This window comes from Pseudomonas sp. LAIL14HWK12:I7 (genome assembly GCF_000483465.1).
In the GTDB taxonomy this organism is placed as follows: Bacteria; Pseudomonadota; Gammaproteobacteria; order Pseudomonadales; family Pseudomonadaceae; genus Aquipseudomonas; species Aquipseudomonas kermanshahensis.
Window position 1 is genome coordinate 1 of record NZ_AXYZ01000009.1, and the last position, 25,189, is coordinate 25,189.

27 protein-coding genes and 1 other RNA gene are annotated in these 25,189 nt (G+C 61.3%); 19 read left to right on the forward strand and 9 right to left on the reverse strand.

All coding sequences use genetic code 11. The features are described 5' to 3' along the window. Positions 1-202: 202 nt before the first annotated feature. Both D886_RS0111050 and D886_RS0111055 read right to left on the reverse strand, forming a co-directional pair. Positions 203-829 carry a hypothetical protein gene (locus D886_RS0111050; RefSeq protein ID WP_027593991.1) on the reverse strand — a complete coding sequence of 209 codons (627 nt, stop codon included), beginning with the start codon at positions 827-829 and terminating at the stop codon, positions 203-205. Between the two features lie 169 nt (positions 830-998). Further along, positions 999-1,436 carry a YhcB family protein gene (locus tag D886_RS0111055; RefSeq protein ID WP_027593992.1) on the reverse strand — a complete coding sequence of 146 codons (438 nt, stop codon included), beginning with the start codon at positions 1,434-1,436 and terminating at the stop codon, positions 999-1,001. A 135-nt stretch (positions 1,437-1,571) separates the two neighbouring features. Between D886_RS0111055 and D886_RS0111060 the strand changes: the two genes are divergently transcribed. From D886_RS0111060 to zapE, 3 genes are all read left to right on the forward strand, one after another. Further along, positions 1,572-2,207, forward strand: a complete 636-nt coding sequence (locus D886_RS0111060; RefSeq protein ID WP_027593993.1) for an alpha/beta hydrolase — start codon at positions 1,572-1,574, stop codon at positions 2,205-2,207. A 25-nt stretch (positions 2,208-2,232) separates the two neighbouring features. Continuing rightward, positions 2,233-3,582 carry a tryptophan--tRNA ligase gene (locus tag D886_RS0111065; RefSeq protein ID WP_027593994.1) on the forward strand — a complete coding sequence of 450 codons (1,350 nt, stop codon included), beginning with the start codon at positions 2,233-2,235 and terminating at the stop codon, positions 3,580-3,582. Between the two features lie 85 nt (positions 3,583-3,667). After that, on the forward strand, positions 3,668-4,762 hold the full coding sequence (gene zapE / locus D886_RS0111070; RefSeq protein ID WP_027593995.1) for a cell division protein ZapE: 1,095 nt from the start codon (positions 3,668-3,670) through the stop codon (positions 4,760-4,762). A gap of 112 nt (positions 4,763-4,874) precedes the next feature. Here zapE and D886_RS0111075 read toward each other — a convergent pair whose 3' ends face one another. Then, positions 4,875-5,795: a GlxA family transcriptional regulator gene (locus D886_RS0111075; RefSeq protein ID WP_172960431.1), complete on the reverse strand. Its 921-nt coding sequence runs from the start codon at positions 5,793-5,795 to the stop codon at positions 4,875-4,877. A 213-nt stretch (positions 5,796-6,008) separates the two neighbouring features. Next, positions 6,009-7,049 carry an NADP(H)-dependent aldo-keto reductase gene (locus D886_RS0111080; protein WP_027593997.1) on the reverse strand — a complete coding sequence of 347 codons (1,041 nt, stop codon included), beginning with the start codon at positions 7,047-7,049 and terminating at the stop codon, positions 6,009-6,011. 257 nt (positions 7,050-7,306) lie between these two features. On the opposite strand from D886_RS0111080, the gene rplM reads away from it, so the two are divergent. From rplM to D886_RS0111115, 7 genes are all read left to right on the forward strand, one after another. Further along, positions 7,307-7,735, forward strand: coding sequence for a 50S ribosomal protein L13 (rplM, locus tag D886_RS0111085; protein WP_008097538.1), 429 nt, complete (start codon positions 7,307-7,309; stop codon positions 7,733-7,735). A gap of 14 nt (positions 7,736-7,749) precedes the next feature. Next, positions 7,750-8,142 carry a 30S ribosomal protein S9 gene (gene rpsI / locus D886_RS0111090; protein ID WP_009404633.1) on the forward strand — a complete coding sequence of 131 codons (393 nt, stop codon included), beginning with the start codon at positions 7,750-7,752 and terminating at the stop codon, positions 8,140-8,142. Positions 8,143-8,404: 262 nt separating this feature from the next. Further along, positions 8,405-8,998, forward strand: coding sequence for a ubiquinol-cytochrome c reductase iron-sulfur subunit (gene petA, locus D886_RS0111095; protein WP_027593998.1), 594 nt, complete (start codon positions 8,405-8,407; stop codon positions 8,996-8,998). Beyond that, positions 8,998-10,209, forward strand: coding sequence for a cytochrome bc complex cytochrome b subunit (locus tag D886_RS0111100; protein WP_027593999.1), 1,212 nt, complete (start codon positions 8,998-9,000; stop codon positions 10,207-10,209). Before petA ends, D886_RS0111100 begins: the two co-directional genes overlap by 1 nt. Next, positions 10,209-10,988, forward strand: coding sequence for a cytochrome c1 (locus D886_RS0111105; protein WP_027594000.1), 780 nt, complete (start codon positions 10,209-10,211; stop codon positions 10,986-10,988). The genes D886_RS0111100 and D886_RS0111105 overlap by 1 nt, the downstream gene beginning before the upstream one ends. Positions 10,989-11,105: 117 nt before the next feature. Further along, positions 11,106-11,729 carry a glutathione S-transferase N-terminal domain-containing protein gene (locus tag D886_RS0111110; RefSeq protein ID WP_027594001.1) on the forward strand — a complete coding sequence of 208 codons (624 nt, stop codon included), beginning with the start codon at positions 11,106-11,108 and terminating at the stop codon, positions 11,727-11,729. Positions 11,730-11,739: 10 nt separating this feature from the next. Further along, positions 11,740-12,171, forward strand: a complete 432-nt coding sequence (locus D886_RS0111115) for a ClpXP protease specificity-enhancing factor (RefSeq protein ID WP_027594002.1) — start codon at positions 11,740-11,742, stop codon at positions 12,169-12,171. A gap of 46 nt (positions 12,172-12,217) precedes the next feature. On the opposite strand, the gene D886_RS0111120 is transcribed toward D886_RS0111115, so the two are convergent. From D886_RS0111120 to D886_RS0111140, 5 genes are all read right to left on the reverse strand, one after another. Beyond that, a complete protein-coding gene (locus D886_RS0111120; RefSeq protein ID WP_027594003.1) occupies positions 12,218-12,436 on the reverse strand; it encodes a YgdI/YgdR family lipoprotein in 219 nt (72 codons plus the stop codon). A 142-nt stretch (positions 12,437-12,578) separates the two neighbouring features. Continuing rightward, positions 12,579-13,157 (reverse strand): BON domain-containing protein, encoded by a 579-nt coding sequence (locus tag D886_RS0111125; RefSeq protein WP_027594004.1) that lies wholly within the window; start codon positions 13,155-13,157, stop codon positions 12,579-12,581. Further along, entirely contained in the window at positions 13,154-13,747 is a 594-nt protein-coding gene (locus D886_RS0111130; RefSeq protein ID WP_012274070.1) for a phosphoheptose isomerase, read from the reverse strand. Before D886_RS0111130 ends, D886_RS0111125 begins: the two co-directional genes overlap by 4 nt. 86 nt (positions 13,748-13,833) lie before the next feature. Continuing rightward, positions 13,834-14,205, reverse strand: a complete 372-nt coding sequence (locus tag D886_RS0111135) for a YraN family protein (RefSeq protein WP_027594005.1) — start codon at positions 14,203-14,205, stop codon at positions 13,834-13,836. Further along, positions 14,205-16,022: a penicillin-binding protein activator gene (locus tag D886_RS0111140; protein WP_027594006.1), complete on the reverse strand. Its 1,818-nt coding sequence runs from the start codon at positions 16,020-16,022 to the stop codon at positions 14,205-14,207. The genes D886_RS0111135 and D886_RS0111140 overlap by 1 nt, the downstream gene beginning before the upstream one ends. Positions 16,023-16,209: 187 nt before the next feature. Between D886_RS0111140 and rsmI the strand changes: the two genes are divergently transcribed. From rsmI to mraY, 9 genes are all read left to right on the forward strand, one after another. Continuing rightward, the gene (rsmI, locus tag D886_RS0111145; RefSeq protein ID WP_027594007.1) at positions 16,210-17,085 is read left to right on the forward strand and encodes a 16S rRNA (cytidine(1402)-2'-O)-methyltransferase; all 876 of its coding nucleotides are present in this window, start codon (positions 16,210-16,212) and stop codon (positions 17,083-17,085) included. 67 nt (positions 17,086-17,152) lie between these two features. Beyond that, positions 17,153-17,526, forward strand: an RNA gene (gene rnpB / locus D886_RS27460) — RNase P RNA component class A. Between the two features lie 308 nt (positions 17,527-17,834). Continuing rightward, positions 17,835-18,290, forward strand: coding sequence for a division/cell wall cluster transcriptional repressor MraZ (gene mraZ, locus D886_RS0111150; protein WP_004575120.1), 456 nt, complete (start codon positions 17,835-17,837; stop codon positions 18,288-18,290). Beyond that, positions 18,287-19,234 carry a 16S rRNA (cytosine(1402)-N(4))-methyltransferase RsmH gene (gene rsmH, locus D886_RS0111155; protein ID WP_027594008.1) on the forward strand — a complete coding sequence of 316 codons (948 nt, stop codon included), beginning with the start codon at positions 18,287-18,289 and terminating at the stop codon, positions 19,232-19,234. The genes mraZ and rsmH overlap by 4 nt, the downstream gene beginning before the upstream one ends. Continuing rightward, positions 19,231-19,524 (forward strand): cell division protein FtsL, encoded by a 294-nt coding sequence (gene ftsL / locus D886_RS0111160; protein WP_027594009.1) that lies wholly within the window; start codon positions 19,231-19,233, stop codon positions 19,522-19,524. The genes rsmH and ftsL overlap by 4 nt, the downstream gene beginning before the upstream one ends. Further along, positions 19,524-21,260, forward strand: a complete 1,737-nt coding sequence (locus D886_RS0111165) for a penicillin-binding protein 2 (RefSeq protein ID WP_177323892.1) — start codon at positions 19,524-19,526, stop codon at positions 21,258-21,260. The genes ftsL and D886_RS0111165 overlap by 1 nt, the downstream gene beginning before the upstream one ends. Further along, positions 21,257-22,747: a UDP-N-acetylmuramoyl-L-alanyl-D-glutamate--2,6-diaminopimelate ligase gene (locus D886_RS0111170; protein ID WP_177323890.1), complete on the forward strand. Its 1,491-nt coding sequence runs from the start codon at positions 21,257-21,259 to the stop codon at positions 22,745-22,747. The genes D886_RS0111165 and D886_RS0111170 overlap by 4 nt, the downstream gene beginning before the upstream one ends. Next, complete coding sequence (gene murF, locus D886_RS0111175; RefSeq protein ID WP_027594012.1) at positions 22,740-24,107, forward strand: UDP-N-acetylmuramoyl-tripeptide--D-alanyl-D-alanine ligase; 1,368 nt, start codon at positions 22,740-22,742, stop codon at positions 24,105-24,107. Before D886_RS0111170 ends, murF begins: the two co-directional genes overlap by 8 nt. Beyond that, the gene (gene mraY, locus D886_RS0111180; protein WP_027594013.1) at positions 24,107-25,189 is read left to right on the forward strand and encodes a phospho-N-acetylmuramoyl-pentapeptide-transferase; all 1,083 of its coding nucleotides are present in this window, start codon (positions 24,107-24,109) and stop codon (positions 25,187-25,189) included. The genes murF and mraY overlap by 1 nt, the downstream gene beginning before the upstream one ends.

Below are 25,189 nucleotides of genomic sequence, written 5' to 3' on the forward strand. Positions count from 1 at the left end.
ACAAGAAGGCCGAGGACATCCTTGCCTCAGTCGCTCGCGCGGCACGAGCGCTGGGTAGATGATTTTCAGTGGTATTTCTGAAACACCACACTAGAAACGGGTAAGAAAACGTGAGGGGAAAAACGACTGGCCATTCAGCGAAGCACGGCTCAAGACCTCACCTGAAGCACTGCGAACGCCTCCAGCAGATCTTGCCAGGAGATCACACTTCATCAGGGTCGTTGAGGTAGGCGGCGTTTCTTTCCAGAATATGCAGGCGCAGCTCGAGAGGCCGCTGGCCCTGCGTACAAATATAGGTGAAAGGATTATCTTTGAACGTGTGCAGCATCAGTGGCGCACGTTCGCCAGCCGGAGTAAGGCGCACGATAACCTCGTCCCCAAGGTCGTCGAAGGTGATCGGTGTATCGTTGGTATCCAGCAAGTCGAACAGCGTTGGATAGACGCCATTGAATGGCGAGGTCAACGCGCACACGCAATGTTCCTCATGAATATAAAGCGCGTGCTTGTAGCGAACGGAGGAGCGAACAAACAGCCGATAGCCATCATCTACGCAGCGAAAGTACAGTTGCAAAGGCGTGACGTCGACGACGCTTGGTAGGTGGCCCAAGTAATTCGACTTGTCTTGTTTCTTGCCAGGTATCACTTCGGGTGGAAAGTCGACATATATAGATGCAAATCTGCCTGGCGCGATGTTTTCAGTTCTAGCTGGGATAGTGATTGAAGGCGTCACGAATTCGGCAGGCTTGCCGAGCAACTCGTCGAGAAAGTTCAAGCTACCGTCCACGGCCTCGGCAGTGGCAATAAACGAGCGTTGTCGGTGAGTCAGCATAAGCGTTCTCCTGGGTTGGATGGGCTTATGCAGGGTCCGGTAATACTTGGATGACAGGCACTTGGAAATACGCTCTGAGCACGTTGGGTGATTCTGTTGCCTTGCTTAACCTTTCTCCACCCCTCAGAAAAACAAAAGGCCTCTTTCGAGGCCTTTTCAACGCATCAGCTCAACGCTTGAGCCCGTAGCTCTCATCGAGCATACCCGGCGAGTTCGGCGTTTTTGGCGCGTAGTCGCGTGGCACTTCGGCGGTGTCCTTCGGCGGGGTCAGACGGTCGCGTGGGCCTTGGGCCGCTTCGGAGTGCAGGGCGGCCAGCAGGCGCTGGCGGGTGACGTCGTCGAGGGCCAGGGTGTTGGCGCCATCGGCGAGGTGATCCTGGACATCCTGGTAGCTCTGGGTGAGTTTCTTGACCAGTACGGCGGTGCTGTTGAAGTGGGTGACCACTTCGTTCTGGTAGCTGTCGAAACGCTGCTGGATGTCATCCAGTTGACGTTGCGTGCTGCTCGGCGCGGCATTGGGCAGCAGGCGGGCTACGACGAAACCAACCACCACGCCGATGACCAGGGCCAGGGTCGGCAACAACCAAACAAGGAGCGAGAGTTCCACGAGTCCTTCCTCTATAAACGGCTTTGCTTTACGTTAACGGCTCAGACCTGCGCTGTATACCGCGAGCGATCGCAAATCAGAACAGAATTCCTCACCTAGACGAATCGACCCTTCCCGAGGTCACGGAGTAGTGCCTTGCTTGTCCGCGAAACCCCCTTGTTCATCGATGGCCCTTGTGGCCAGTTGGAAGCCTTGTACCTGGACGTGGCCGATGCCCGCGGCGTGGTGCTGATCTGCCACCCCAACCCGGTTCAGGGCGGCACCATGCTCAACAAGGTGGTTTCGACGTTGCAACGCACCGCGCGTGACGCCGGTTACGTGACCCTGCGCTTCAACTACCGGGGTGTCGGCCAAAGCGCCGGCAGCCATGATATGGGCGCGGGCGAGGTAGCCGATGCCGAGGCGGCCGCCGCCTGGTTGCGCGCGAAGCACCCTGAGCTGCCGGTGGTGCTGATGGGCTTCTCGTTCGGTGGTTTCGTCGCGACCAGCCTGGCAGGGCGCCTGGAAAGCGCTGGGGTTGAGTTGCAACACCTGTTCATGATCGCCCCGGCGGTGATGCGCCTGACAGACGAATTCCCGTTGCCGCAGCGCTGCCCGATCACCCTGGTGCAGCCCGACAGCGACGAGGTCGTCGATCCGCAGTTGGTCTACGAATGGTCTGACACCCTGTCGCGCCCCCATGAGCTGCTGAAAGTGGCAGAATGCGGACACTTCTTCCATGGCAAGCTGACCGATCTGAAGGATCTGCTGCTGCCGCGCCTTTCGAATTGAGCCAAGCCTGAATAAGCGAACACCCATGACCACGCGCATCCTTACCGGTATCACCACCACCGGCACCCCGCACCTGGGCAACTACGCCGGCGCCATTCGCCCGGCGATCCGCGCCAGCCAACAACCCGGTGCCGATTCGTTCTACTTCCTGGCCGACTACCACGCCCTGATCAAGTGCGACGACCCGCTGCGCATCCAGCGCTCGCGCCTGGAAATCGCTGCCACCTGGCTGGCCGGTGGCCTCGATCCGGACAAGGTGACCTTCTACCGCCAGTCCGACATCCCGGAAATCCCCGAACTGACCTGGTTGCTGACCTGTGTCGCTGCCAAGGGCCTGCTCAACCGTGCCCACGCCTACAAGGCCTCGGTGGACAAGAACGTCGAGAACGGTGAAGACCCGGACGCCGGCGTGACCATGGGGCTGTTCAGCTACCCGGTGCTGATGGCCGCCGACATCCTGATGTTCAACGCCCACAAGGTGCCGGTCGGCCGTGACCAGATCCAGCACGTGGAAATGGCGCGTGACATTGGCCAGCGCTTCAACCACCTGTTCGGCCAGGGCAAGGACTTCTTCGCCCTGCCGGAGGCGGTGATCGAAGAGAGCGTGGCGACGTTGCCGGGCCTGGACGGGCGCAAGATGTCCAAGAGCTACGACAACACCATCCCGCTGTTCACCAGCGCCAAGGACATGAAAGACGCCATTTCGCGCATCGTGACCGACTCGCGCGCGCCGGGCGAAGCGAAAGACCCGGACACTTCGCACCTGTTCACCCTGTACCAGGCCTTCTCGACGCCGGAGCAATGCGCCGGGTTCCGCGAAGAGCTGCTGCAGGGCCTTGGCTGGGGCGACGCCAAGCAGCGTCTGTTCCAGCTGCTGGATGGGCAACTGGCCGAGAAGCGCGACCACTACCATCAACTGATCTCGCGTCCATCGGACCTGGAAGACATCCTGTTGGCCGGCGCCGCCAAGGCCCGCAAGATCGCCACGCCGTTCCTCGAGCAGCTGCGCGAGGCCGTGGGCCTGCGTTCGTTCCGCAGCAGCGTGCAGGCCAACACCGAAGTGAAGAAGAAGGCCGCCAAGAGCGCGCGTTTCGTCAGCTTCCGTGACGAGGATGGCAGCTTCCGCTTCCGCCTGCTGGCCGCCGACGGCGAGCAACTGTTGCTGTCGCGCAGCTTTGCCGACGGCAAGAGTGCTGGCGCTGTAAGCAAGCAGCTGCAGCAAGGTGGCGAAGCCGATGTGCGTGCTGAAGGGCTGAGCTTCAGCCTGTGGCTGAATGGCGAGCAAGTGGCTGAAGGGCCGCAGTTCGACACGGCCGAAGCCCGTGATGCGGCTGTTCAAAGCCTGCACGAGGCCCTGGTGCCACAGCAGGGCTGAGACAGTTTGACGCAAGTCTGATTGCCATTAAGCGGGCCTGTCGCTACAGTGACGGCCCGTTTTTTGTTGCCTCGCTAACGAAATCATGACGCCCCTAGAACGATACCAAGCAGATCTGAAACGTCCCGACTTCTTCCATGATGCGGCGCAGGAGACTGCGGTGCGTCACTTGCAGCGCCTGTACGACGACCTGGTGCACGCGCAGAACAACAAGCCGGGCGTGTTCGGCAAACTGTTCGGCAAGAAAGAGCAGACGCCGGTCAAAGGCCTGTACTTCTGGGGTGGGGTAGGGCGTGGCAAGACCTACCTGGTCGACACCTTCTACGAGGCGCTGCCGTTCAAGCAGAAGATGCGGACGCACTTCCACCGCTTCATGAAGCGCGTGCACGAGGAAATGAAAACCCTCAAGGGCGAGAAAAACCCGCTGACCCTCATCGCCAAGCGTTTCAGCGACGAAGCCAAAGTCATCTGCTTCGACGAGTTCTTCGTCTCCGACATTACCGATGCGATGATCCTCGGCACCTTGATGGAGGAGCTGTTCAAGAACGGCGTGTCCTTGGTGGCGACGTCCAACATCGTGCCGGACGGCCTGTACAAGGACGGCCTGCAGCGTGCGCGCTTCCTGCCCGCCATCGCCATGATCAAGCAGTACACCGACGTGGTGAACGTCGACAGTGGCGTCGACTATCGCTTGCGTCACCTGGAGCAAGCCGAACTGTTCCACTTCCCGCTCAATGACGCCGCACACCAGAGCATGCGTGCCAGCTTCAAGGCCCTGACCCCTGAGTGCACCCAGGCCGTCGAGAACGACGTGCTGATGATCGAGAACCGCCCGATCAACGCCCTGCGCACCTGCGATGACGTCGCCTGGTTCGACTTCCGCGCCCTGTGCGACGGGCCGCGTAGCCAGAACGACTACATCGAGCTGGGCAAGATCTTCCATGCCGTATTGCTGAGTAATGTCGAGCAGATGGGCGTTGCCACCGATGATATCGCCCGCCGGTTCATCAACATGGTCGACGAGTTCTACGACCGTAACGTCAAGCTGATCATTTCGGCTGAGGTGGAGTTGAAGGACCTGTACACCGGTGGCCGGTTGAGCTTTGAATTCCAGCGGACCTTGAGCCGGTTGCTGGAGATGCAGTCGCACGAGTTCCTGTCGCGCGCGCACAAGCCTTGAATACTGGGGCCGCTTTGCGGCCCATCGCTGGCAAGCCAGCTCCCACAAGTACCGCGCGGTCCCTGTAGGAGCTGGCTTGCCTGCGATGGGGCGCGTAGCGGCCCCCTAGGCCTCAAGCCTCTTGCATGAACTGCTGCCGATACTGGTTCGGCGACAACTCCGTGTGCTGGCGGAACAACCGGGCAAAGAAGCTGGCATCGTCGTAGCCCACTTCGTAGCTGATGGTCTTGATGCTCTTGCGCGTGCTCGACAACAAGCCCTTGGCGGTCTCGATCCGTAGCCGTTGCAGGTAATGCAGCGGCTTGTCGCCCGTCGCGCCCTGGAAGCGCCGCATGAAGTTGCGAATGCTCATGCCGTGGTTGCGGGCCACGTCCTCGAAGCGGAACTTGTCGGCGAAGTGCTCTTCCAGCCAATGCTGGATCTGCAGAATGATCAGGTCCTGGTGCAGTTTCTGCCCACCAAAACCCATGCGCCCCGGGGTGTAGTTGCGCTGCACTTCGTAAAGGATGTCGCGGGCCACGGCGCGGGCCACGTTGGCACCGCAGAAGCGCTCGATCAGGTAGATATACAGGTCACAGGCCGACGTCGCACCGCCCGCGCAATAGATATTGTCGGCATCGGTCAGGTGCTTGTCCTGGTTCAGGCGGATTTTTGGAAAACGCTCGGCAAAATTGGCGAAGAAACGCCAGTAGGTCGTCGCCTCCTTGCCGTCGAGCAGGCCGGACTCGGCCAGCCAGAACACGCCAGAGGCTTCAGCGCACAGCACGGCGCCACGGGCATGTTGCTCACGCAGCCACGGCAACACCTGTGGATAACGCTGCATGAGGTTGTCGAAGTCGTCCCAGAACGCTGGGAGGATGATGATATCGGCATCGTTCAGGCCGCCGTCTACCGGCAGCTGGACATTACTGAAGCTGTCCACGGGCTGGCCGTCTGGGCTCACCAGGCCAATTTCGAACATGGGCTGCAGGCCCAGGCCCAATTGCTTGCTGTACCGCAGGCTGGCGAGGTGGAAGAAATCCTTGGCTTGCATCAAGGTCGAAGCGAACACCTTGTCAATGGCCAGGATGCTGACGCGCCGCAGCGACGCGGAGGGTTGGGTAAACATCATTGTCATTGTTCTTATAGGGTAGAGTGGTCAATCACCGGCTGGATCGTCTTATTTTTTGGCGATTGTGTCTACCCCGCAGAATTGCACGGTCCCTTTCGCGAGTTCACCCGCGAAAGGGACAGCGTTGCACTGGGTTCAGGGCGCCGGGTTAGGCTGGTCCTGATGAATCGCCTCGATCGCCGCCAGCAGCTCATCGCTCAGCTTCAGGTCCAGGCTCGCCAGGTTGCTCTCGAGCTGTTCGACGCTAGTCGCACCGATAATGTTGCTGGTCACGAACGGCTGGCGTGTGACGAACGCCAGGGCCATCTGCGCCGGGTCCAGCCCATGTGCCTGGGCCAGTTGCACATAGCGGCTGCAGGCCGCCACGGTCTGCGGGTTGGAGTAGCGGGCGAAGCGGCTGAACAGCGTCAGGCGGCCTTTTTCTGGCCGGGCGCCGTTCTCGTATTTGCCCGACAGCATGCCAAAGGCCAGCGGCGAATAAGCCAGCAGCCCGCATTGCTCACGGATGGCGATTTCCGCCAGGCCCACCTCGAAACTGCGGTTGAGCAGGTTGTACGGGTTCTGGATCGACACCGCGCGCGGCCAGCCGCGGGCTTCTGCCAGTTGCAGGAACTTCATGGTGCCCCACGGCGTTTCGTTGGACAGGCCAATGTGGCGGATCTTGCCCGCGCGCACCTGCTCGTCGAGCACTTCGAGGGTCTCTTCCAGTGGGGTGAAGTGGTCCTGTGGCAGGTGCTGATAGCCCAGCTTGCCGAAGAAGTTGGTGCTGCGCTCCGGCCAGTGCAGCTGGTACAGGTCGATGCGGTCGGTTTGCAGGCGTTTCAGGCTTTCGTCCAGCGCCGCGACGATGTGCTGGCGGTTGTGCTTGAGCTGGCCATCACGGATGTGGCTGATGCCGTTGCCGGGGCCTGCGACCTTGCTGGCCAGGATCCAGTCGTCGCGATCACCCTGCTCGCGGAACCAGTTGCCGATGATGCGCTCGGTGGCGGCATAGGTCTCTGGGCGCGGTGGCACCGGGTACATTTCGGCGGTGTCGATGAAGTTGACCCCGGCGGCCTTGGCCATCGCAATCTGCTTGAAGGCCTCGTCCTGAACGTTCTGTTCGCCCCAGGTCATGGTGCCCAGGCACAGGGCGCTGACGTTGAGATCGGTACGGCCGAGCTGGCGGTATTCCATCGGGAAAACTCTCCTTGGTAAAGAAGCCCATAAAAGCAGGTTGAAATTTTTCGCGCAATCTGGATAATTCGGCACCTCTCCGTGTGGCGGAAGTGATGCACCACCACGCAGGAAGAACCCCGTCGAACATTGGCGTGCCCGACCCGAGCCCCCAAAAGCGTCTGTGTTCGGCTGCGCGCTTGCCCTTGGCAAGCTGTGCACTATCCAGTAAGATTCGCCGTCTATTTTTCGCTGGGCGGCCTCTGAGGCTTTAGAGAATGAAAACTTTTACTGCTAAACCGGAAACAGTAAAGCGCGAGTGGTTCGTAGTCGACGCCGCTGGCCAGACCCTGGGTCGTCTGGCTACCGAAATCGCTAGCCGTCTGCGTGGCAAACACAAACCAGAATACACCCCTCACGTTGACACCGGCGACTACATCGTCGTCATCAACGCCGAGCAAATCCGTGTAACTGGCGCCAAGTCTTCCGACAAAATGTACTACTCCCACTCCGGCTTCCCAGGCGGTATCAAGGAAATCAACTTCGAGAAGTTGATCGCCAAGGCCCCTGAGCGTGTTATCGAAACCGCGGTCAAAGGCATGCTGCCGAAGAACCCGCTGGGTCGCGACATGTACCGTAAGCTGAAAGTGTACGCGGGTGCTGCTCACCCACACACTGCTCAGCAGCCTCAAGAACTGAAGATCTAACGGGATAGTTCATTATGTCGGCGACTCAAAATTACGGCACTGGCCGTCGCAAGACCGCAACCGCTCGCGTTTTCCTGCGTCCGGGTACTGGTAACATTTCCATCAACAACCGTTCTCTGGACGTGTTCTTCGGCCGCGAAACCGCTCGCATGGTTGTTCGCCAGCCGCTGGAACTGACCGAGACCGTTGAGAAGTTCGACATCTACGTCACCGTTGCTGGTGGTGGTGTCAGCGGTCAAGCCGGTGCGATCCGTCACGGTATCACCCGCGCTCTGATGGAATACGACGAAACCCTGCGTGGCGCTCTGCGTCGTGCTGGCTACGTCACCCGCGACGCTCGTGAAGTTGAGCGTAAGAAAGTGGGTCTGCGTAAAGCGCGTAAGCGTCCTCAGTACTCCAAGCGTTAATTTCGCTTCGGCAGTCGAAAAAGCCCGGTTCCTTTGGAACCGGGCTTTTTTTATGTCTTGAACTAACCTGTCAGCATGTCCGTGACGGCTTACCGCATAGACGCAGATCAAGCAAAGCGAGGGTTGTAGCCCGCAACCGGGTAATCACCTTGTCAGTGTGTGGATTTGTTTCTTACCATGGCGGCCAATTTTTAGTGCCACAGACATTACCTAAGTACAGGCCTGATCCAACAGGCCAAGCAAGCTGATGGGAGAGGACTGAATGAGCAATGACGGCGTCAACGCAGGCCGGCGCCGCTTCCTCGTAGCCGCGACCTCTGTGGTCGGGGCAGCGGGGGCAGTGGGGGCTGCGGTACCGTTCGTGGGGTCATGGTTTCCCAGTGCCAAGGCGAAAGCCGCGGGTGCACCGGTGAAGGTGAATATCGCCAAGGTCGAGGCCGGGCAGCAGATGGTGGCCGAGTGGCGTGGCCAGCCTGTGTTCATCGTACGGCGAACGGAGGAGATCCTCGGGAACCTCAAGAAAATTACCGCAGACCTGTCCGACCCCGAGTCGAAGGCCTCGGTGCAACCCACCTACGTCGACCCGCAGGTGCGCTCGATCAAGCCGGAAATACTCATTCTCGTAGGCCTGTGCACCCACCTGGGCTGCTCGCCGACGTTCCGCCCTGAAGTGGCGCCCGCCGACCTGGGGCCAAAGTGGGTAGGGGGCTATTTCTGCCCGTGCCACGGTTCCCACTACGACCTGGCTGGCCGTGTCTACAAGTCGCAGCCGGCGCCTCTCAACCTGCCAGTGCCGCCGCACTCGTATGAGTCGGACGACATCATTGTCATCGGCGTCGATCAGGAGAACGCATGATGAGCAAGTTCATGGACTGGATTGATGCGCGCTTCCCCGCCACCAAGATGTGGGAAGACCACCTGAGCAAGTATTACGCGCCCAAGAACTTCAACTTCCTGTATTTCTTCGGCTCCCTGGCGTTGCTGGTGTTGGTCAACCAGATCGTCACCGGTGTGTGGCTGACCATGAGCTTCACGCCCTCGGCAGAAGAGGCCTTCGCCTCGGTCGAGTACATCATGCGTGACGTGGAATACGGCTGGATCCTGCGCTACCTGCACTCCACCGGCGCGTCGGCGTTCTTCATCGTGGTCTACCTGCACATGTTCCGCGGGCTGCTCTACGGCTCCTACCAGAAGCCACGTGAGCTGGTCTGGCTGTTCGGCATGCTGATCTACCTGGCGCTGATGGCAGAGGCCTTCATGGGCTACCTGCTGCCTTGGGGGCAGATGTCGTACTGGGGGGCCCAGGTGATCATCTCGCTGTTCGGTGCGATTCCAGTGATCGGCGACGACCTCACCCAGTGGATTCGTGGTGACTACCTGATTTCCGGTATTACCCTGAACCGCTTCTTCGCCCTGCATGTGGTAGCCCTGCCGATCGTCATCCTGGGCCTGGTGGTGCTGCACATCCTGGCCTTGCATGAAGTGGGTTCGAACAACCCCGATGGCGTCGACATCAAGAAGAAAAAGGACGAAAACGGTATCCCGCTGGACGGCATTCCGTTCCACCCGTACTACACCGTCAAGGACATTGTCGGCGTGGTCGTGTTCCTCTTCGTGTTCTGCGCCGTGGTGTTCTTCTTCCCGGAAATGGGCGGTTACTTCCTGGAGAAACCGAACTTCGAGCAGGCGAACGCCTTCAAGACGCCTGAGCACATTGCGCCGGTGTGGTACTTCACGCCGTTCTACGCGATCTTGCGTGCGGTGCCTGACAAGCTCATGGGTGTGATCGCCATGGGTGCCGCCATCGCCGTGCTGTTCGTGTTGCCTTGGCTCGACCGCAGCCCGGTGCGCTCCATGCGTTACAAAGGCTGGATCAGCAAGCTCTTCCTGCTGGTGTTCTGCGTGGCCTTCGTCATCCTCGGCATATTGGGCGTGCTGGCACCGACACCAGGGCGCACCTTGCTGTCGCAGGTGTGCACGGTGCTGTACTTCGCCTACTTCCTGCTGATGCCGTTCTACACAAGGCTCGAGAAGACCAAACCGGTTCCGGAAAGGGTGACTGGCTGATGAAAAAGTTGATTGCAGTATTTTTGCTGGCAGTGATGCCTGCCTTTTCCTTCGCTGCGGAACACGGCCTGGAGCTGGACAAGGTCGACATCGACCTGACCGACAAAGCGGCCATGCAGGATGGTGCGCGTACCTTTGCCAACTATTGCATGGGTTGCCACAGCGCCAAGTTCCAGCGCTACGAGCGGGTCGCCGATGACCTGGGTATCCCCCACGAGCTGATGCTTGAAAAGCTAGTGTTCACCGGTGCCAAGATTGGTGACCACATGAACATCGGCATGAAGCCAAGCGATGCCAAGACCTGGTTCGGCGCCGCGCCACCCGACCTGACCCTGGTCGCCCGGGTGCGGGGTACCGATTGGCTGTACACCTACCTGCGCAGCTTCTATGAGGACAAGTCGCGTCCTTATGGGGTGAACAACAAGGTGTTCCCTAACGTCGGCATGCCCAACGTACTGGTCGGCCTGCAGGGCAACCAGGTGGTTGGCTGCAAGCAGGTGCAGAGTGTGGTCGATGGCAAGAAGCAGTTTGACCCGCTGACGGGCAGCCCATTGACCCATGAAGCGTGCGACCAGCTGACCATCACGCCGAATTCCGGTACCCTGACGACCGAGCAGTTCGACGAGAAGGTCAAGAACCTGGTGACCTTCCTGGCCTATTCGGCCAACCCGGTCAAACTGGAAAGCCAGCGCATTGGTACCTATGTGTTGCTGTACCTGGCTTTCTTCTTCGTATTCGCCTATTTGCTCAAGCGTGAATACTGGAAGGACGTGCACTGATCACGCAGTAATTTCTGGTAGTTGAACGCGCCCGGGGGGCCCTAGCAGATTTGCCAGGGTACCCCGGGCGCGTTTTCATTTAGAGTTTTACGAGCATCTCGTGCGAGGAGGCGCTACATGGGCGCAACCAACAGGTTAGCCTGCTATTCCGATCCCGCTGATCACTATTCTCATCGGGTACGCCTCGTTCTTGCCGAAAAAGGCATCAGCGTGCAGATCGTCGACGTCGATCCTGGCCGTCTGCCGCCCAAGCTGGTTGAGGTGAACCCCTATGGGAGCGTGCCGACCTTGGTCGACCGCGACCTGGCGTTGTATGAGTCGACCGTGGTGATGGAATACCTCGAAGAGCGTTATCCGCATCCACCCTTGATGCCGGTGTACCCTGTGGCGCGTGGCAACAGCCGCCTGCTCATACACCGCATTCAGCGCGACTGGTGTGCCCTGGCGGACACCGTGCTCGACGCGCGCAGCACTGACGCTGCCCGGGCCGAGGCGCGCAAGGCGCTGCGAGAGAGCTTGACCGGTGTCTCGCCGCTGTTCGGTGAGTTCGCCTGCTTCATGAGTGATGAGCAAAGCCTGGTCGATTGTTGTCTATTGCCCATACTCTGGCGTTTGCCGGTCATGGGTATCGAATTGCCGCGGCAAGCCAAGCCGCTGCTGGATTACATGGAGCGACAGTTCGCCCGCGAGCCTTTCATGGCGAGCCTGTCCTCCGTAGAACGTGAAATGCGCAAGCTTTAAGGAGCTGTTGATGAACTCCAGTCGCCCCTATCTGGTTCGAGCACTGTACGAGTGGATCGTCGACAACGATTGCACGCCCCATATGCTGGTCAATGCCGAATTCCCGGCAGTCCAGGTGCCGCAAGGTTTTGCCAGTGATGGTCAGATTGTCCTGAATATCTCGCCGAGCGCCGTGCGCAGCCTGCACATGGATAACGATGCGGTGAGCTTCGAGGGCCGCTTCGGCGGCGTCGCCCACACGTTGTTCGTGCCGATTGGTGCGATCCTCGGTATCTACGCCCGTGAGAACGGGCAGGGCATGGTCTTCGAGCTGGAGCCGTCGTTGCTGGAAGGCGATGAGCTGGAAGACGACGACGTCGAGCCGGATGATGACGGCCCACCTGAAGGGGGTGGCCAGCCGCCGCGTCCGACAGGCCGGCCGAGCCTCAAAGTGGTCAAGTAACAAAAAAGGCGATCCAACCGGATCGCCTTTTTATTTGCAGCTTCGATTACAGGTCGCTGATGGTGCGCACCTGGTCTTTGTTGATGCGGGTACGTTTGCCGTCGAGTTGCTGGAACTCGTAGAAGCCGGTGGCCTTCTCGTAGCGCGGCGCGTCGACGGCCTGGAACTCGCGGCCGTCGTTCAGGGTGATCAGGCTAGGGGGGGAGCAGCCGGCCAGGGTGGCGAAGGTGCCAATCAGCAGGGCAGGCAGCAGGAGCTTCTTCATGCGGTGTTTCCTGAATTTCTGAAGGGTAAAGCTTTGTGGTGGCCTGTATGCGCCTCATCGCCGGCAAGCCGGCTCCCACAGGTAAACCACGAACCCTGCGAGAGCCGGCTTACCGGCGATGAGATCGGAACAGGCCAATGAATCAGTCGATGTACTCGAACAGCTTGACGATCTTCTGCACGCCCGACACGCTCTGGACCACGCCGGTGGCGGCGTTGGCCTCTTGCTGGGTCACCAGGCCGAGCAGGTAGACGATACCGTTTTCGGTAATCACCTTGATGCGCGAGCTTGGCACGGCGTTGTCGGTCAGCATCTGGGTCTTGATCTTGGTGGTCAGCCAGGCGTCGTTGTTGCGCGCGAGGATGGAGGACGGCTGCATCACCTGCAGTTCGTTGTGCACCTTCTTCACGCGCTGCACTTGGCCTGCAGTCTGCTCGGCCAGGCTCTTGAGGTCGGCGCGCGGGGTTTGGCCGGCGAGCAGGACAATACCGTTGTAGCTGCTGACAACGATGTGCGAGCCCTTGTCCAGGTCTGGGCTGGCCTTGGAAATATTCACCGCAGCCTTGGTTTCGATCAGCGAGTCATCGATCTTGCTGCCAATGGTGCGCGTGCCGCGATCGTCCTCGATTGGCGAATTGCGGGTGGAGGTCAGCACCGAGCTGCAGCCGGTAACGCTCAGGCACAGGGTCAGGGCCATCAGGCCGAGGCGCATAGGGGTCATTCTTCACTCCCGAACAGTTGGCTGTCGATCAGGTCGCACAGGCAGTGGATCGCCAGCAGGTGGACTTCCTGGATACGCGCGGTGACTGTCGAGGGCACGCGGATTTCCACGTCCTCGGGCAGCAGCAGCGAAGCCATGCCGCCACCGTCACGTCCAGTCAATGCTACGACAATCATTTCGCGATCATGTGCGGCCTGGATCGCTTGAATCACGTTGGCCGAGTTGCCGCTGGTGGAAATCGCCAGCAACACATCGCCGGGCTGGCCCAGGGCGCGAATCTGTTTGGAAAAGACTTCGTTGTAGCTGTAGTCATTGGCAATCGAGGTCAGCGTCGAGCTGTCGGTTGTCAATGCGATGGCCGGCAGGCTCGGGCGCTCGCGCTCGAAGCGGTTGAGCAGCTCTGACGAGAAGTGCTGGGCATCGCCGGCCGAGCCGCCGTTGCCGCAGGCGAGCATCTTGCCCTCGTTGAGAAGCGCATTGACCATGACCAGGCTGGCCTGCTCGATGTGCGGTGCCAGGATGTCCATTGCCTGTTGCTTGGTATCGATGCTGGCCTGGAACAGCCGGCGAATTCGGGATTGCATGTCCATCTGGTGACCTTAAGTGGGGCGGTGGCCTTTGCTGCGCGCATCAACGACCAGCCCGCGAAACATAGAGCAAAAAATATGAAGTGGGTTCAGCATTCGAAGGCGTTTTTCAGCCATTGAAGCGGTCTGCCTGCGTGGTGGCTGCCCTGCAGGGCGACAACGTCGAAGCGGCAGGGGTGTGTGGCCCAGCGGCATTCCTTCTGCAGGAAAAGGCTGGCAGCCAGCACCAGCCGTTTCTGCTTGCGCCCGTCGATACTGCCGAGGGCGCCACCGAAGCTCGCGTGCAGCCGGTAGCGGACTTCGACGAATACTACTGTATCGGCGTCGAGCATGACCAGATCAAGCTCACCGCCTTTGCATCGCCAATTGCGTGTCAGCAGCTGCAAACCTTGCCCTTGGAGGTACTCAAGGGCTTGGTTTTCGGCTGCATGGCCGGCCTGGGTAGGCGATGCGTCGGGCATCAGCGGGCGGTGTCTGGCAGGCGCTTGACCTGGCCACCTGCGAACTCGGCCCACGGCAGTTGACGTTCGATGCGCTGGTTGGCGTTCATGCTCAGGCTGCCGGACAGGCCCTGGATGCGGTTATCCGGCAGGGCTTTCAGCTGGCCCAGGCGGGGTGCCAAGCTGTAGGCATCCACACCCATGGCGTACAGGCGGCCGAGGCTGCCGGCTGCTTGTGGCCATTGCTGGACCACTTGCTGGCGCAGGCTGTTGCTGGTGTCGAGCAGCCACGGTGTTTCGCAGAAGCGAATGCCGTTCATGTCGTTGTACTGGTTGACGTCACCGCTGGCGCTGTACAGGTTCGAGGTGGCGTAGACCGGCACGTCGCCCGCGTACTGGAAGTTCAGCGTCGGCTTGATCTGCTGGGCCTGCTGCGGCGTCGAGGCGAGGAAGATGAAGTCAATGTCCTGGCGGCGCGATGGCTGCGCGGCGATGTTGCCGCCTACCGTGCTTTGCAGGCTCTTGGCGCGGCCTTCGCTTTGGCGCAGTTGGAACAGGTCGGCAATTTGCTGGGCCAGGGCGACCGGCTGAGCGATGCGCTCGGCGGCGAGCAGGGTGCCGCCGTTGCTTTCCCAGTCTTTGCGGAAAGCGGCGAGCACGCGGTCGCCCCATTCACCGCTTGGCACCAAGGCAACGGCACGTACCTTGCCGTCGGCGCGGGCGCGGCGCGAGACTTCACGGGCTTCGTCTTCAGCGGCGAGGCCGAACTGGAAGAGTTGCGGCGGGGCTGTTTGGCCGGCGTCTGCGTAGTTCAGTGCCAGTGTGGTGATTGGCAACTGCTGATTAGCAGCGAGCTTCTTCACCAGGGGCTTTTCCAGTGGGCCGACTACAAGTTGCACCCCAGCGGCCTGGGCCTGGCGGTAGAAGTCGTCCAGCGAGGTGATGCGCGAGCTGTCGAATACCTGCACGGCTGGCGCCGGTTGGCCCGACTGCTGGGCCTGGAAGTGAGCGGCCATGAAACCATCGCGCAGCGCGCGGGCGACACCCGCCAAAGGCCCTTCCTGGGGCAGCAGCAGGGCGATCTTGGTCAATGGTTGGCTGGCCAGCTCCTTGAGCTTGACCAGTGCCACCGGCAGTTGCTGGGCGCCTGGGTGGTCCGGGTGCTGTTTGCGCCAGGCATCGATGGCGGCTTGCTGTTGCTCCAGGGTGCCGGCGGTTTTCACCGCCAGGGCCAGGCTGGTCCAGCCGGCCAGGACCGGGTCGGTGGCGGGCTGCTGCAACTGCTCTGCCGGCAATGCGGCGACCAGTGCCCAGATGGCGTCATTGTTGGCGCTGGCGGCCTGGCCGCTGAGCAGCGGGGCGAGCAGGATGCGCTGTTGTGCCGCTGCCAGCGACTGGCCATCGGCTTCAAGGGCGGCCGCGTGGACGCTGTAGGTGCGTGCTTGCTGTTCTACCGGCAGTTCGCCAACGCGCTGCAGGCTGGGGTGCGACAGCGCGCTCAGCGCCGCTTTGGGCTGGTTGCGGCTCATCGCCAGCTCGGCGCCAAGGGTGCTGGCGAACACTTGCTGGGCGGGCTTGAGCGTGTCCATCGGGACCTGCTCGAGAATGCGTGCGGCGCGCGGGTAGTCCTTCTGCTTGTACGCAAGGTCTGCGGCGCTCAGGCGCAGCAGGGCGGCGTCTTCCGCGGACTTGCTGGAGGCGGCCTTTTCGAGCAGTTGCTCGATACTGGCGTCCGGAGTGCGCGGCAGCTCGCCCAGGCTGGATGAGGGCGAGCTGGCGCAGGCTGCCAGCAGGGTAGCGAGGCAGAGGGCTGAGAGCAGCCGCAGGCAAGCGATCATGTAAAGGTCCTGTTACTCGATCAAGTTGGCCGGCAATTGTACCCAAGCACTGGCCGGGGCGCGATGTTGCTGATGCTGATCCTTCACTATAGGCGGCTGGCCGGTGAACGCCTGCGAAGTTCTTTGCGCCCTGTTGCGGGCGCTCGGGCTACAATGGCGCCTTTGATCCGAAAGACAGGTGTGCGCAGTGACTGATGTGGCAGGGGCTTCGAAATCCACCGTGGGTACGCTGTATGTGGTCGCAACGCCCATCGGCAACCTCGACGACATGAGCGCCAGGGCGCTGAAGGTGCTGGCGGATGTCGCCCTGATCGCGGCCGAGGACACGCGCCACTCGATCCGCCTGCTGCAGCATTTCGGTATCGACACACCGCTGGCGGCCTGCCATGAGCACAATGAGCGTGACGAAGGTGGGCGTTTCCTGACCAAACTGTTGGCCGGCGACAACGTGGCGCTGGTGTCCGACGCCGGTACGCCGTTGATTTCCGACCCTGGCTACCACCTGGTGCGCCAGGCGCGGGCGGCGGGTGTGAATGTGGTGCCAGTGCCCGGTGCGTGCGCGTTGATCGCCGCGCTTTCTGCGGCGGGCCTGCCCTCCGACCGTTTCATCTTCGAAGGTTTTTTGCCGGCGAAGACGGCGGGGCGCCGGGCACGGCTGGAGCAGGTGAAGGAAGAGCCACGTACGTTGATCTTCTATGAGGCCCCTCACCGCATCCTCGAGTGCCTCGAAGACATGGAGGCAGTGTTCGGTGCTGAGCGCCCGGCGCTGTTGGCGCGCGAGCTGACCAAAACCTTCGAAACCCTCAAAGGGCTGCCCTTGGCCGAGTTGCGTGCTTTTGTCGCGGCCGATAGCAATCAGCAGCGCGGAGAGTGCGTTGTATTGGTGGGCGGCTGGAGTGCGCCTGAGGGCGAGCAGGCCATCAGTGTCGAGGCGCAGCGTGTGCTGGACTTGCTGTTAGCGGAGTTGCCGCTCAAACGGGCGGCGGCACTTGCGGCGGAAATTACCGGCGTACGTAAGAACCTGTTGTATCAACTTGCCTTGGAAAAGCAGAAAGCACAGTAGTGGCAATTTGATATAGTTTACGGTATCGCTTGTTCTTGAGCGCGGCTGCCGTTAACCTTGTCAGCGGAGAGTCGATTGGACAGTCGCTGCCTGCTTTTGTTCCGCAGCTTTTGTTGCGAAACGGCAGGGGGAGGAAAGTCCGGGCTCCATAGGGCAGAGTGCCAGGTAATGCCTGGGAGGCGTGAGCCTACGGAAAGTGCCACAGAAAATAACCGCCTAAGCACTTCGGTGCCGGTAAGGGTGAAAAGGTGCGGTAAGAGCGCACCGCGCGACTGGCAACAGTTCGTGGCTAGGTAAACCCCACTCGGAGCAAGACCAAATAGGGTTCCATTAGGCGTGGCCCGCGTCGGAACCGGGTAGGTTGCTAGAGGCGTCCAGTGATGGCCGTCGTAGAGGAATGACTGTCCTCGACAAAACCCGGCTTACAGATCGACTCTCCACCTCTCCCTCCCTGCTTGAATCGATAGCAGGCGCGCTCTGGTAATACCGAAAAAATCTTACTCTTAATAAATCACTTTAACTTCGAACTCCATACGCTTGCGTGGGTTTGATTTTTCTCGTGTTTTTTTCCCGCCTGAACTCTTTCCACATTCCTTTATCGCGCTAAATCTCGGTCCTGTAAGGCTTTTCCTTATGAACGTGCCTTGACGGTGCAGCGGGCGGATTCCTATAGTGTGCGCAAGTGGCAGAAAGTGGGATGAAGTGGGTTTTCTGGCACAAAAAAGCTACCATTGTGGGGAATCGCAGCCGTGTTCCGCGGAGCCAACGCCGTCAGCCTCGATGCCAAAGGCCGTCTCGCCATGCCGAGCCGGTACCGCGACGAGCTCGATTCGCGTTGCAATGGTCAGCTGATCGTGACCATCGATGCTGTAGACCCCTGCTTGTGTGTCTACCCCCTCGATGAGTGGGAACAGATAGAAGCCAAGTTGCGTGCCTTGCCGTCGTTGCGTGAGGAAAACCGCCGCCTGCAGCGTTTGCTGATCGGTAATGCGGTTGACCTGGAGCTCGATGGCAGTGGGCGTTTCCTGGTACCGCCCCGCCTGCGTGAGTACGCCAAGCTCGACAAGAAGGCGATGCTGGTGGGGCAACTGAACAAATTCCAGCTGTGGGATGAGGATGCCTGGAACGCGGTTTCGGCAGCCGACCTTGCAGCTATTCAACAACCGGGCGCCATGCCCGACGAATTGCGTGACCTGATCCTGTGACCATAGATAGCGGCTTCAACCACATTACCGTCCTGCTCGACGAAGCTGTCGAGGCATTGGCCCTGCGCGCCGACGGTTGCTATCTGGACGGCACCTTTGGCCGTGGCGGACACAGCCGTCTGATCCTCAGCAAGCTCGGGCCGCAAGGGCGGCTGCTGGGCTTCGACAAAGATCCACAGGCGATTGCCACAGGGCAAGCGCTGGCGGCCGAAGACGGCCGCTTTGTCATTGTGCAGCGCAGCTTTGCCGAGTTGGGCGCGGAAGTGGCCGAACGCGGCCTGGCTGGCAAGGTCAGCGGTATCCTGCTTGACCTGGGCGTTTCCTCGCCGCAGCTGGATGATCCTGAGCGCGGCTTCAGTTTCCTCAACGATGGCCCGCTGGACATGCGCATGAACCCTGACCAGGGCATCAGCGCTGCCGAGTTCATCGCTACCGCACCCGTGGAAGAAATTGCCCGCGTATTCAAAGAGTACGGTGAGGAGCGTTTTGCCGGGCGCATGGCGCGCGCCGTCGTGGAACGCCGCGAAAAGCAGCCCTTCACCCGTACTGCCGACCTGGCCGAAGTGCTCAAGGTCGCCAACCCGGCGTGGGAAAAGGGCAAGAACCCGGCCACCCGCGCCTTCCAAGGCCTGCGCATCCACGTCAACAACGAGTTGGGTGACCTTGAGGCTGGGCTGGAGGCCGCGCTTGATGCGCTGGAAATCGGTGGTCGCCTGGCGGTCATCAGCTTCCACTCGCTCGAAGACCGCATCGTCAAATTGTTCATGCGCAAGCTGGTCAAGGGCGAGGCAGACAACCTGCCGCGCAACCTGCCGGTACAGCACAAGGTCTTTGAACCGAAAATCAAGCTCATCGGCAAGGCGCAGTTCGCGTCCGAGGCTGAGCTCAAGGCCAACCCGCGGTCGCGCAGCGCCGTGATGCGGGTGGCGGAGAAGCTGCGGTGAGCAGGCTGTTTGCCAAGCCATTGCCAGGCGGAAGCTTCCTGATGCTTCTGCTGTTCGTCGGTGTCCTGGTTTCGGCCATCGCCGTGTCCTACAGCGCCCACTGGAACCGTCAGTTGCTCAATACCCTGTACGGCGAATTGAGCGAGCGCGACAAGGCCCAGGCTGAGTGGGGGCGCTTGATCCTTGAGCAAAGCACCTGGACCGCCCACAGCCGTATCGAGAGCCTCGCTTCCGAGCAATTGAAAATGCGCGTCCCTGCGGCTGACGAAGTGCGGATGGTGGCGCCATGATGAAGCTCGAAGGCGCACTCTACCCCTGGCGCTTCCGGGTAGTGATCGGTTTGCTGGCACTGATGGTGGGTGCCATCTGCTGGCGCATCATCGACCTGCAGGTCGTCGACCGTGACTTCCTCAAGGGCCAGGGTGACGCCCGCAGCCTGCGGCATATTCCGATTCCTGCGCACCGTGGCCTGATCACCGACCGCAACGGCGAGCCGTTGGCGGTCAGCACGCCGGTCACCACCCTGTGGGCCAACCCCAAGGAAATGCAGGCCGCCAAGGACCGTTGGCCGCAGCTGGCGGCTGCATTGGGGCAAAACGCCCAGCAGTTGACCGAGCGCCTGACCCAACAGGCCAACAAGGAATTCATCTACCTGGTCCGCGGGCTGACCCCGGAGCAGGGCCAGCAGGTGCTCGACCTGAAAGTGCCGGGCGTGTATGGCCTGGAAGAATTCCGCCGCTTCTACCCGGCCGGTGATGTCACCGCGCACATGGTCGGCTTTACCGACCTTGATGACCACGGGCGTGAAGGGGTAGAGCTGGCCTACGACGAATGGCTGGCCGGCGTGCCGGGCAAGCGACAGGTGATCAAGGACCGGCGCGGCCGGCTGATCAAGGACATTCAGGTCACCAAAAACGCCAAGGCCGGTAAGACCTTGGCGTTGTCGATAGACCTGCGCCTGCAATACCTGGCCACCCGCGAACTGCGCAACGCCATTGCCGAACAGGAAGCCAAGGCCGGCAGCCTGGTGATCATGGACGTCAAGACCGGTGAAGTCCTGGCCATGGTCAACCAGCCGACCTACAACCCGAACAACCGCCGCAGCATGTTCCCTGCCGCGATGCGTAACCGGGCGATCATCGACGTGTTCGAGCCAGGTTCGACCGTCAAGCCGATCTCCATGAGTGCGGCGCTGCAGAGCGGGCGCTGGAAAACCACCGACAAGGTCGAGGTTTACCCGGGCAGCCTGCAGATCGGCCGCTACACCATCAAGGACGTTTCTCGCAGCGAGGGCCCGATCCTCGACCTGACCGGCATCCTGATCAACTCCTCTAACGTCGGCATGAGCAAGATCGCTTTCGACATCGGCGGCGAGGCCATCTACCGGGTCATGTCCCAGGTTGGCCTGGGGCAATACACCGGCCTGGGCTTCCCGGGCGAGCGGGTGGGCAACCTGCCTAACCACCGTGAGTGGCGCAAGGCCGAGACCGCGACCCTGTCCTATGGCTATGGCGTATCGGTGACTGCTCTGCAACTGGTGCATGCCTACGCGGCGCTGGCCAACGACGGCAAGATGGTGCCGCTGTCGATCCTCAAGGTGGACAAGGCGCCCGAGGCTGTTCAGGCGATTCCGAAAGAAACCGCCGAAACCGTCCAAGGCATGCTGCAGCAGGTGATCGAGGCGCCGCGCGGGGTATTCCGTGCGCAGGTGCCGTTCTATCACGTGGGTGGCAAGTCCGGTACGGCGCGTAAGGCGACCGTCGGTTCCAAGGGTTACACCGAAAACGCCTACCGCTCGCTGTTCGCAGGCTTCGGCCCGATGAGCGATCCGCGTTACGCCATCGTCGTGGTCATCGATGAACCGAGCAAGGGCGGCTACTTCGGTGGTCTGGTTTCGGCGCCTGTGTTCAGCAAGGTCATGTCGGGCACCCTGCGTTTGATGAACGTGCCGCCAGACAACCTGCCGCCGCCACCCACCGCACAACCACAAGTCACTGCAGCTACCGCCAAGGGAGGGCGTGGATGATGACAATGCCATTGAGCAAGCTTTTCGCCCACGCCAGCCGCGATCCGCTGATCCGCGAGCTGACCCTGGACAGCCGCGCCGTGCGTCCGGGTGACCTGTTCCTGGCCGTGCCGGGTGCCAAGGTCGATGGCCGCGACCATATCGCCGATGCCTTGGCCCGTCGTGCTGCCGCCGTTGCCTACGAAGAGCAGGGCGCTACCGTGCTGCCGATCACCGACGTGCCGCTGATTCCGGTCAAGGGCCTGATCGCCCAGCTGTCGGATATCGCCGGTCGCTTCTATGGCGAACCGAGCCGCCAGTTGAACCTGGTCGGGGTTACCGGCACCAACGGCAAGACCAGTGTCACGCAACTGGTGGCCCAAGCGCTTGACGTGCTGGGCCAGCGTTGCGGCCTGATCGGCACCCTGGGTACCGGCTTCTACGGTGAGCTGCAGAGCGGCCGCCTGACCACGCCAGACCCAATCGCGGTGCAGTCGACGCTCTACGACCTGAAAAAGGGCGGTGCCAAGGCCGTGGCGATGGAGGTGTCCTCGCATGCCCTGGAGCAGGGGCGCGTCGCCGCGCTGGAATTCGATATCGCGGTCATGACCAACCTGTCCCGTGATCATCTGGATTACCACGGCAGCATGGAGGCCTATGAGGCCGCGAAGGCCAAGCTGTTCGCCTGGCGTAGCCTGCGCTGCCAGGTGGTCAACCTGGACGACGATTTTGGCCGCCGCCTGGCGCTGGCGTATGCCCGCCGTCCGAGTGCCGATCATATCGAGACACGGCTGCTCAGCTACAGCCTGGAAAACCCGGAAGCGTCGCTGTATTGCCGTGAAGCCACCTTCGATGACGATGGCGTGCGCGCAATCCTCGTGACCGCCCAGGGTGAGCGTACTTTGCGCAGCCAGCTGCTTGGCCGCTTCAACCTGAGCAACATGCTCGCGGCCGTGGCCACGCTGCTGGCACTGGATTATTCGCTGGACGAAATTCTCAAGGTCACCCCGCAGTTGCAAGGGCCGGTTGGCCGCATGCAGCGCTTGGGTGGCGGCGACAAACCGCTGGTGGTGGTCGATTACGCCCACACCCCGGATGCCCTGGAAAAAGTACTCGAGGCCCTGCGCCCACATGCGCACGGCAAGCTGCTGTGCCTGTTCGGCTGCGGTGGCGACCGTGACCGTGGCAAGCGCCCGCTGATGGCCGGTGTGGCCGAGCGCCTGGCTGACCGCGTGCTGGTTACCGATGACAACCCGCGCAGTGAAGACCCACTGCGGATCTTCGACGATATCCGCCCTGGTTTTGCCAAGCCAGACAGCGTCGAGTTCGTCGCTGGCCGCGGCGAAGCCATCGCCCACCTGATCGCCACTGCCGCAGCCGATGACGTCATCGTCCTGGCCGGCAAGGGGCACGAGGATTACCAGGAGATTCGCGGCGAGCGCCACGATTTCTCCGATCTGGTCGAAGCCGAGAAGGCACTTGCAGCCTGGGAGGCTCCACATGCTTAAAGCCATGACACTCAGCCAGCTGACCACAGCACTGAGTGCTCGCCTGGTCAGCGCCGACGCCAGCTTCGACGGCGTCAGCATCGACAGCCGCAGCGTCACTGCCGGGCAGTTGTTCGTCGCGCTGACGGGGCCACGCTTCGATGGCCATGATTACCTGGCCGATGTAAAAGCCAAGGGCGCCGTTGCCGCGCTGGTCGAGCGCGAAGTTGCCGATGTCGACCTGCCGCAGTTACTGGTCGCCGACTGCCGTCTGGCCCTGGGCCAGCTCGGGGCGCTGAACCGTGCTGCGTTCGACAAGCCTGTCGTAGCCATCACCGGCTCCAGCGGCAAGACCACGGTCAAGGAAATGCTGGCCAGCATCCTGCGCACCCGTGGCCTGGTGCATGCCACGCGCGGCAACCTGAACAACGACCTCGGTGCCCCGTTGACCCTGCTGGAAATTGCCCCGGAGCACAGCGCGGCGGTGATCGAGCTCGGTGCTTCGCGCATCGGTGAAATCCGCTACACCGTCGGCCTGACCCAGCCCCAGGTGGTCATCATCAATAACGCCGGCACCGCCCACGTGGGTGAGTTTGGCGGCCCTGAGAAAATCGTCGAGGCCAAGGGCGAGATCCTCGAAGGCCTGGGCGAGGGCGGCACGGCCATCCTCAACCTGGACGACAAGGCCTTTGGTATCTGGAAGGCACGTGCAGGGGCGCACACGGTCATCAGCTTCGCCCGCACTAACGCTAGCGCCGATTTCCATGCCACCGACATTGGTCGTGATGCGCGTGGTTGCCCGTCGTTCAAGCTGCATGGCGCCGGTGAAGCTGTAGACGTGCAACTCAACGTGCTGGGCGAGCACAACGTCAGCAACGCGCTGGCCGCCGCCGCCGCTGCCCATGCCGTCGGTCTGAGCCTGAGCGGCATCGCCGCCGGGCTGAACGCCGTGCAACCGGTCAAGGGCCGCACCGTGGCGCAGATCGCGCCGAACGGTGTGCGCGTGATCGACGACAGTTACAACGCAAATCCCACCTCCATGTGCGCGGCCATTGATATACTCGCCGGCTTTTCCGGCCGCACCGTCCTGGTGCTCGGGGATATCGGCGAATTGGGCCAATGGGCGGAAGAAGGCCACCGTCAGGTGGGTGACTACGCGCGTGGCAAGGTCGACGCCCTGTACGCAGTGGGTACCAACATGACACATGCGGTCAAGGCGTTCGGCGCCAATGGCCGTCATTTCGCTACTCAAGCTGAGCTGATCGACGCGGTTAGCGCCGAAAATGCCAGCGACACCACAATCTTGATCAAGGGCTCGCGTAGCGCTGCGATGGAAAACGTCGTGGCGGCTTTGTGTGGTTCAAGCGGGGAGAAACATTAATGCTGCTGCTGTTGGCTGAGTATCTGCAACAGTTCCATAAAGGCTTCGCGGTCTTCCAGTACCTGTCCCTGCGCGGGATCCTGGGTGTACTGACCGCGTTGTCACTGGCGCTGTGGCTGGGCCCTTGGATGATCCGTACCCTGCAGATCCGCCAGATCGGTCAGGCTGTCCGTAACGACGGCCCGCAATCGCACTTGTCCAAATCCGGCACCCCCACCATGGGCGGCGCGCTGATCCTGTCTGCTATCGCCGTCAGCACCCTGCTGTGGGCTGACCTGTCCAACCGCTACGTGTGGGTCGTGCTGATCGTCACCCTGGCGTTTGGCGCCATCGGCTGGGTCGATGACTACCGTAAGGTGATCGAAAAGAACTCCCGTGGCTTGCCAAGCCGCTGGAAGTACTTCTGGCAGTCGGTGTTTGGCCTGGCTGCTGCGGTCTTCCTTTACAAGACCGCCCCGACCAGCGTCGAAACCACACTGATCCTGCCGTTCATCAAGGATGTCACCATCCCGCTGGGCGTTGGCTTCATCGTTCTGACCTACTTCGTCATCGTCGGCTCCAGCAACGCGGTCAACCTCACCGATGGCCTCGACGGCCTGGCCATCATGCCAACGGTCATGGTGGGCGGTGCATTGGGCATCTTCTGCTACCTGTCGGGTAACGTGAAATTCGCTGAGTACCTGCTGATCCCGTATGTGCCGGGTTCGGGGGAACTGATCGTGTTCTGCGGCGCATTGATCGGCGCTGGCCTGGGCTTCCTGTGGTTCAACACTTACCCGGCGCAAGTCTTCATGGGTGACGTTGGCGCGCTGGCGCTTGGCGCCGCGCTGGGCACCATCGCGGTGATCGTTCGCCAGGAAATCGTCCTGTTCATCATGGGCGGCATCTTCGTGGTGGAGACCCTGTCGGTGGTGATCCAGGTCGCCTCCTTCAAGTTGACCGGCAAGCGTGTGTTCCGCATGGCGCCGATCCACCACCACTTTGAACTCAAGGGCTGGCCTGAGCCACGGGTGATCGTCCGTTTCTGGATCATCACCGTGATTCTGGTGCTGGTCGGCCTTGCAACCCTGAAACTGAGGTAG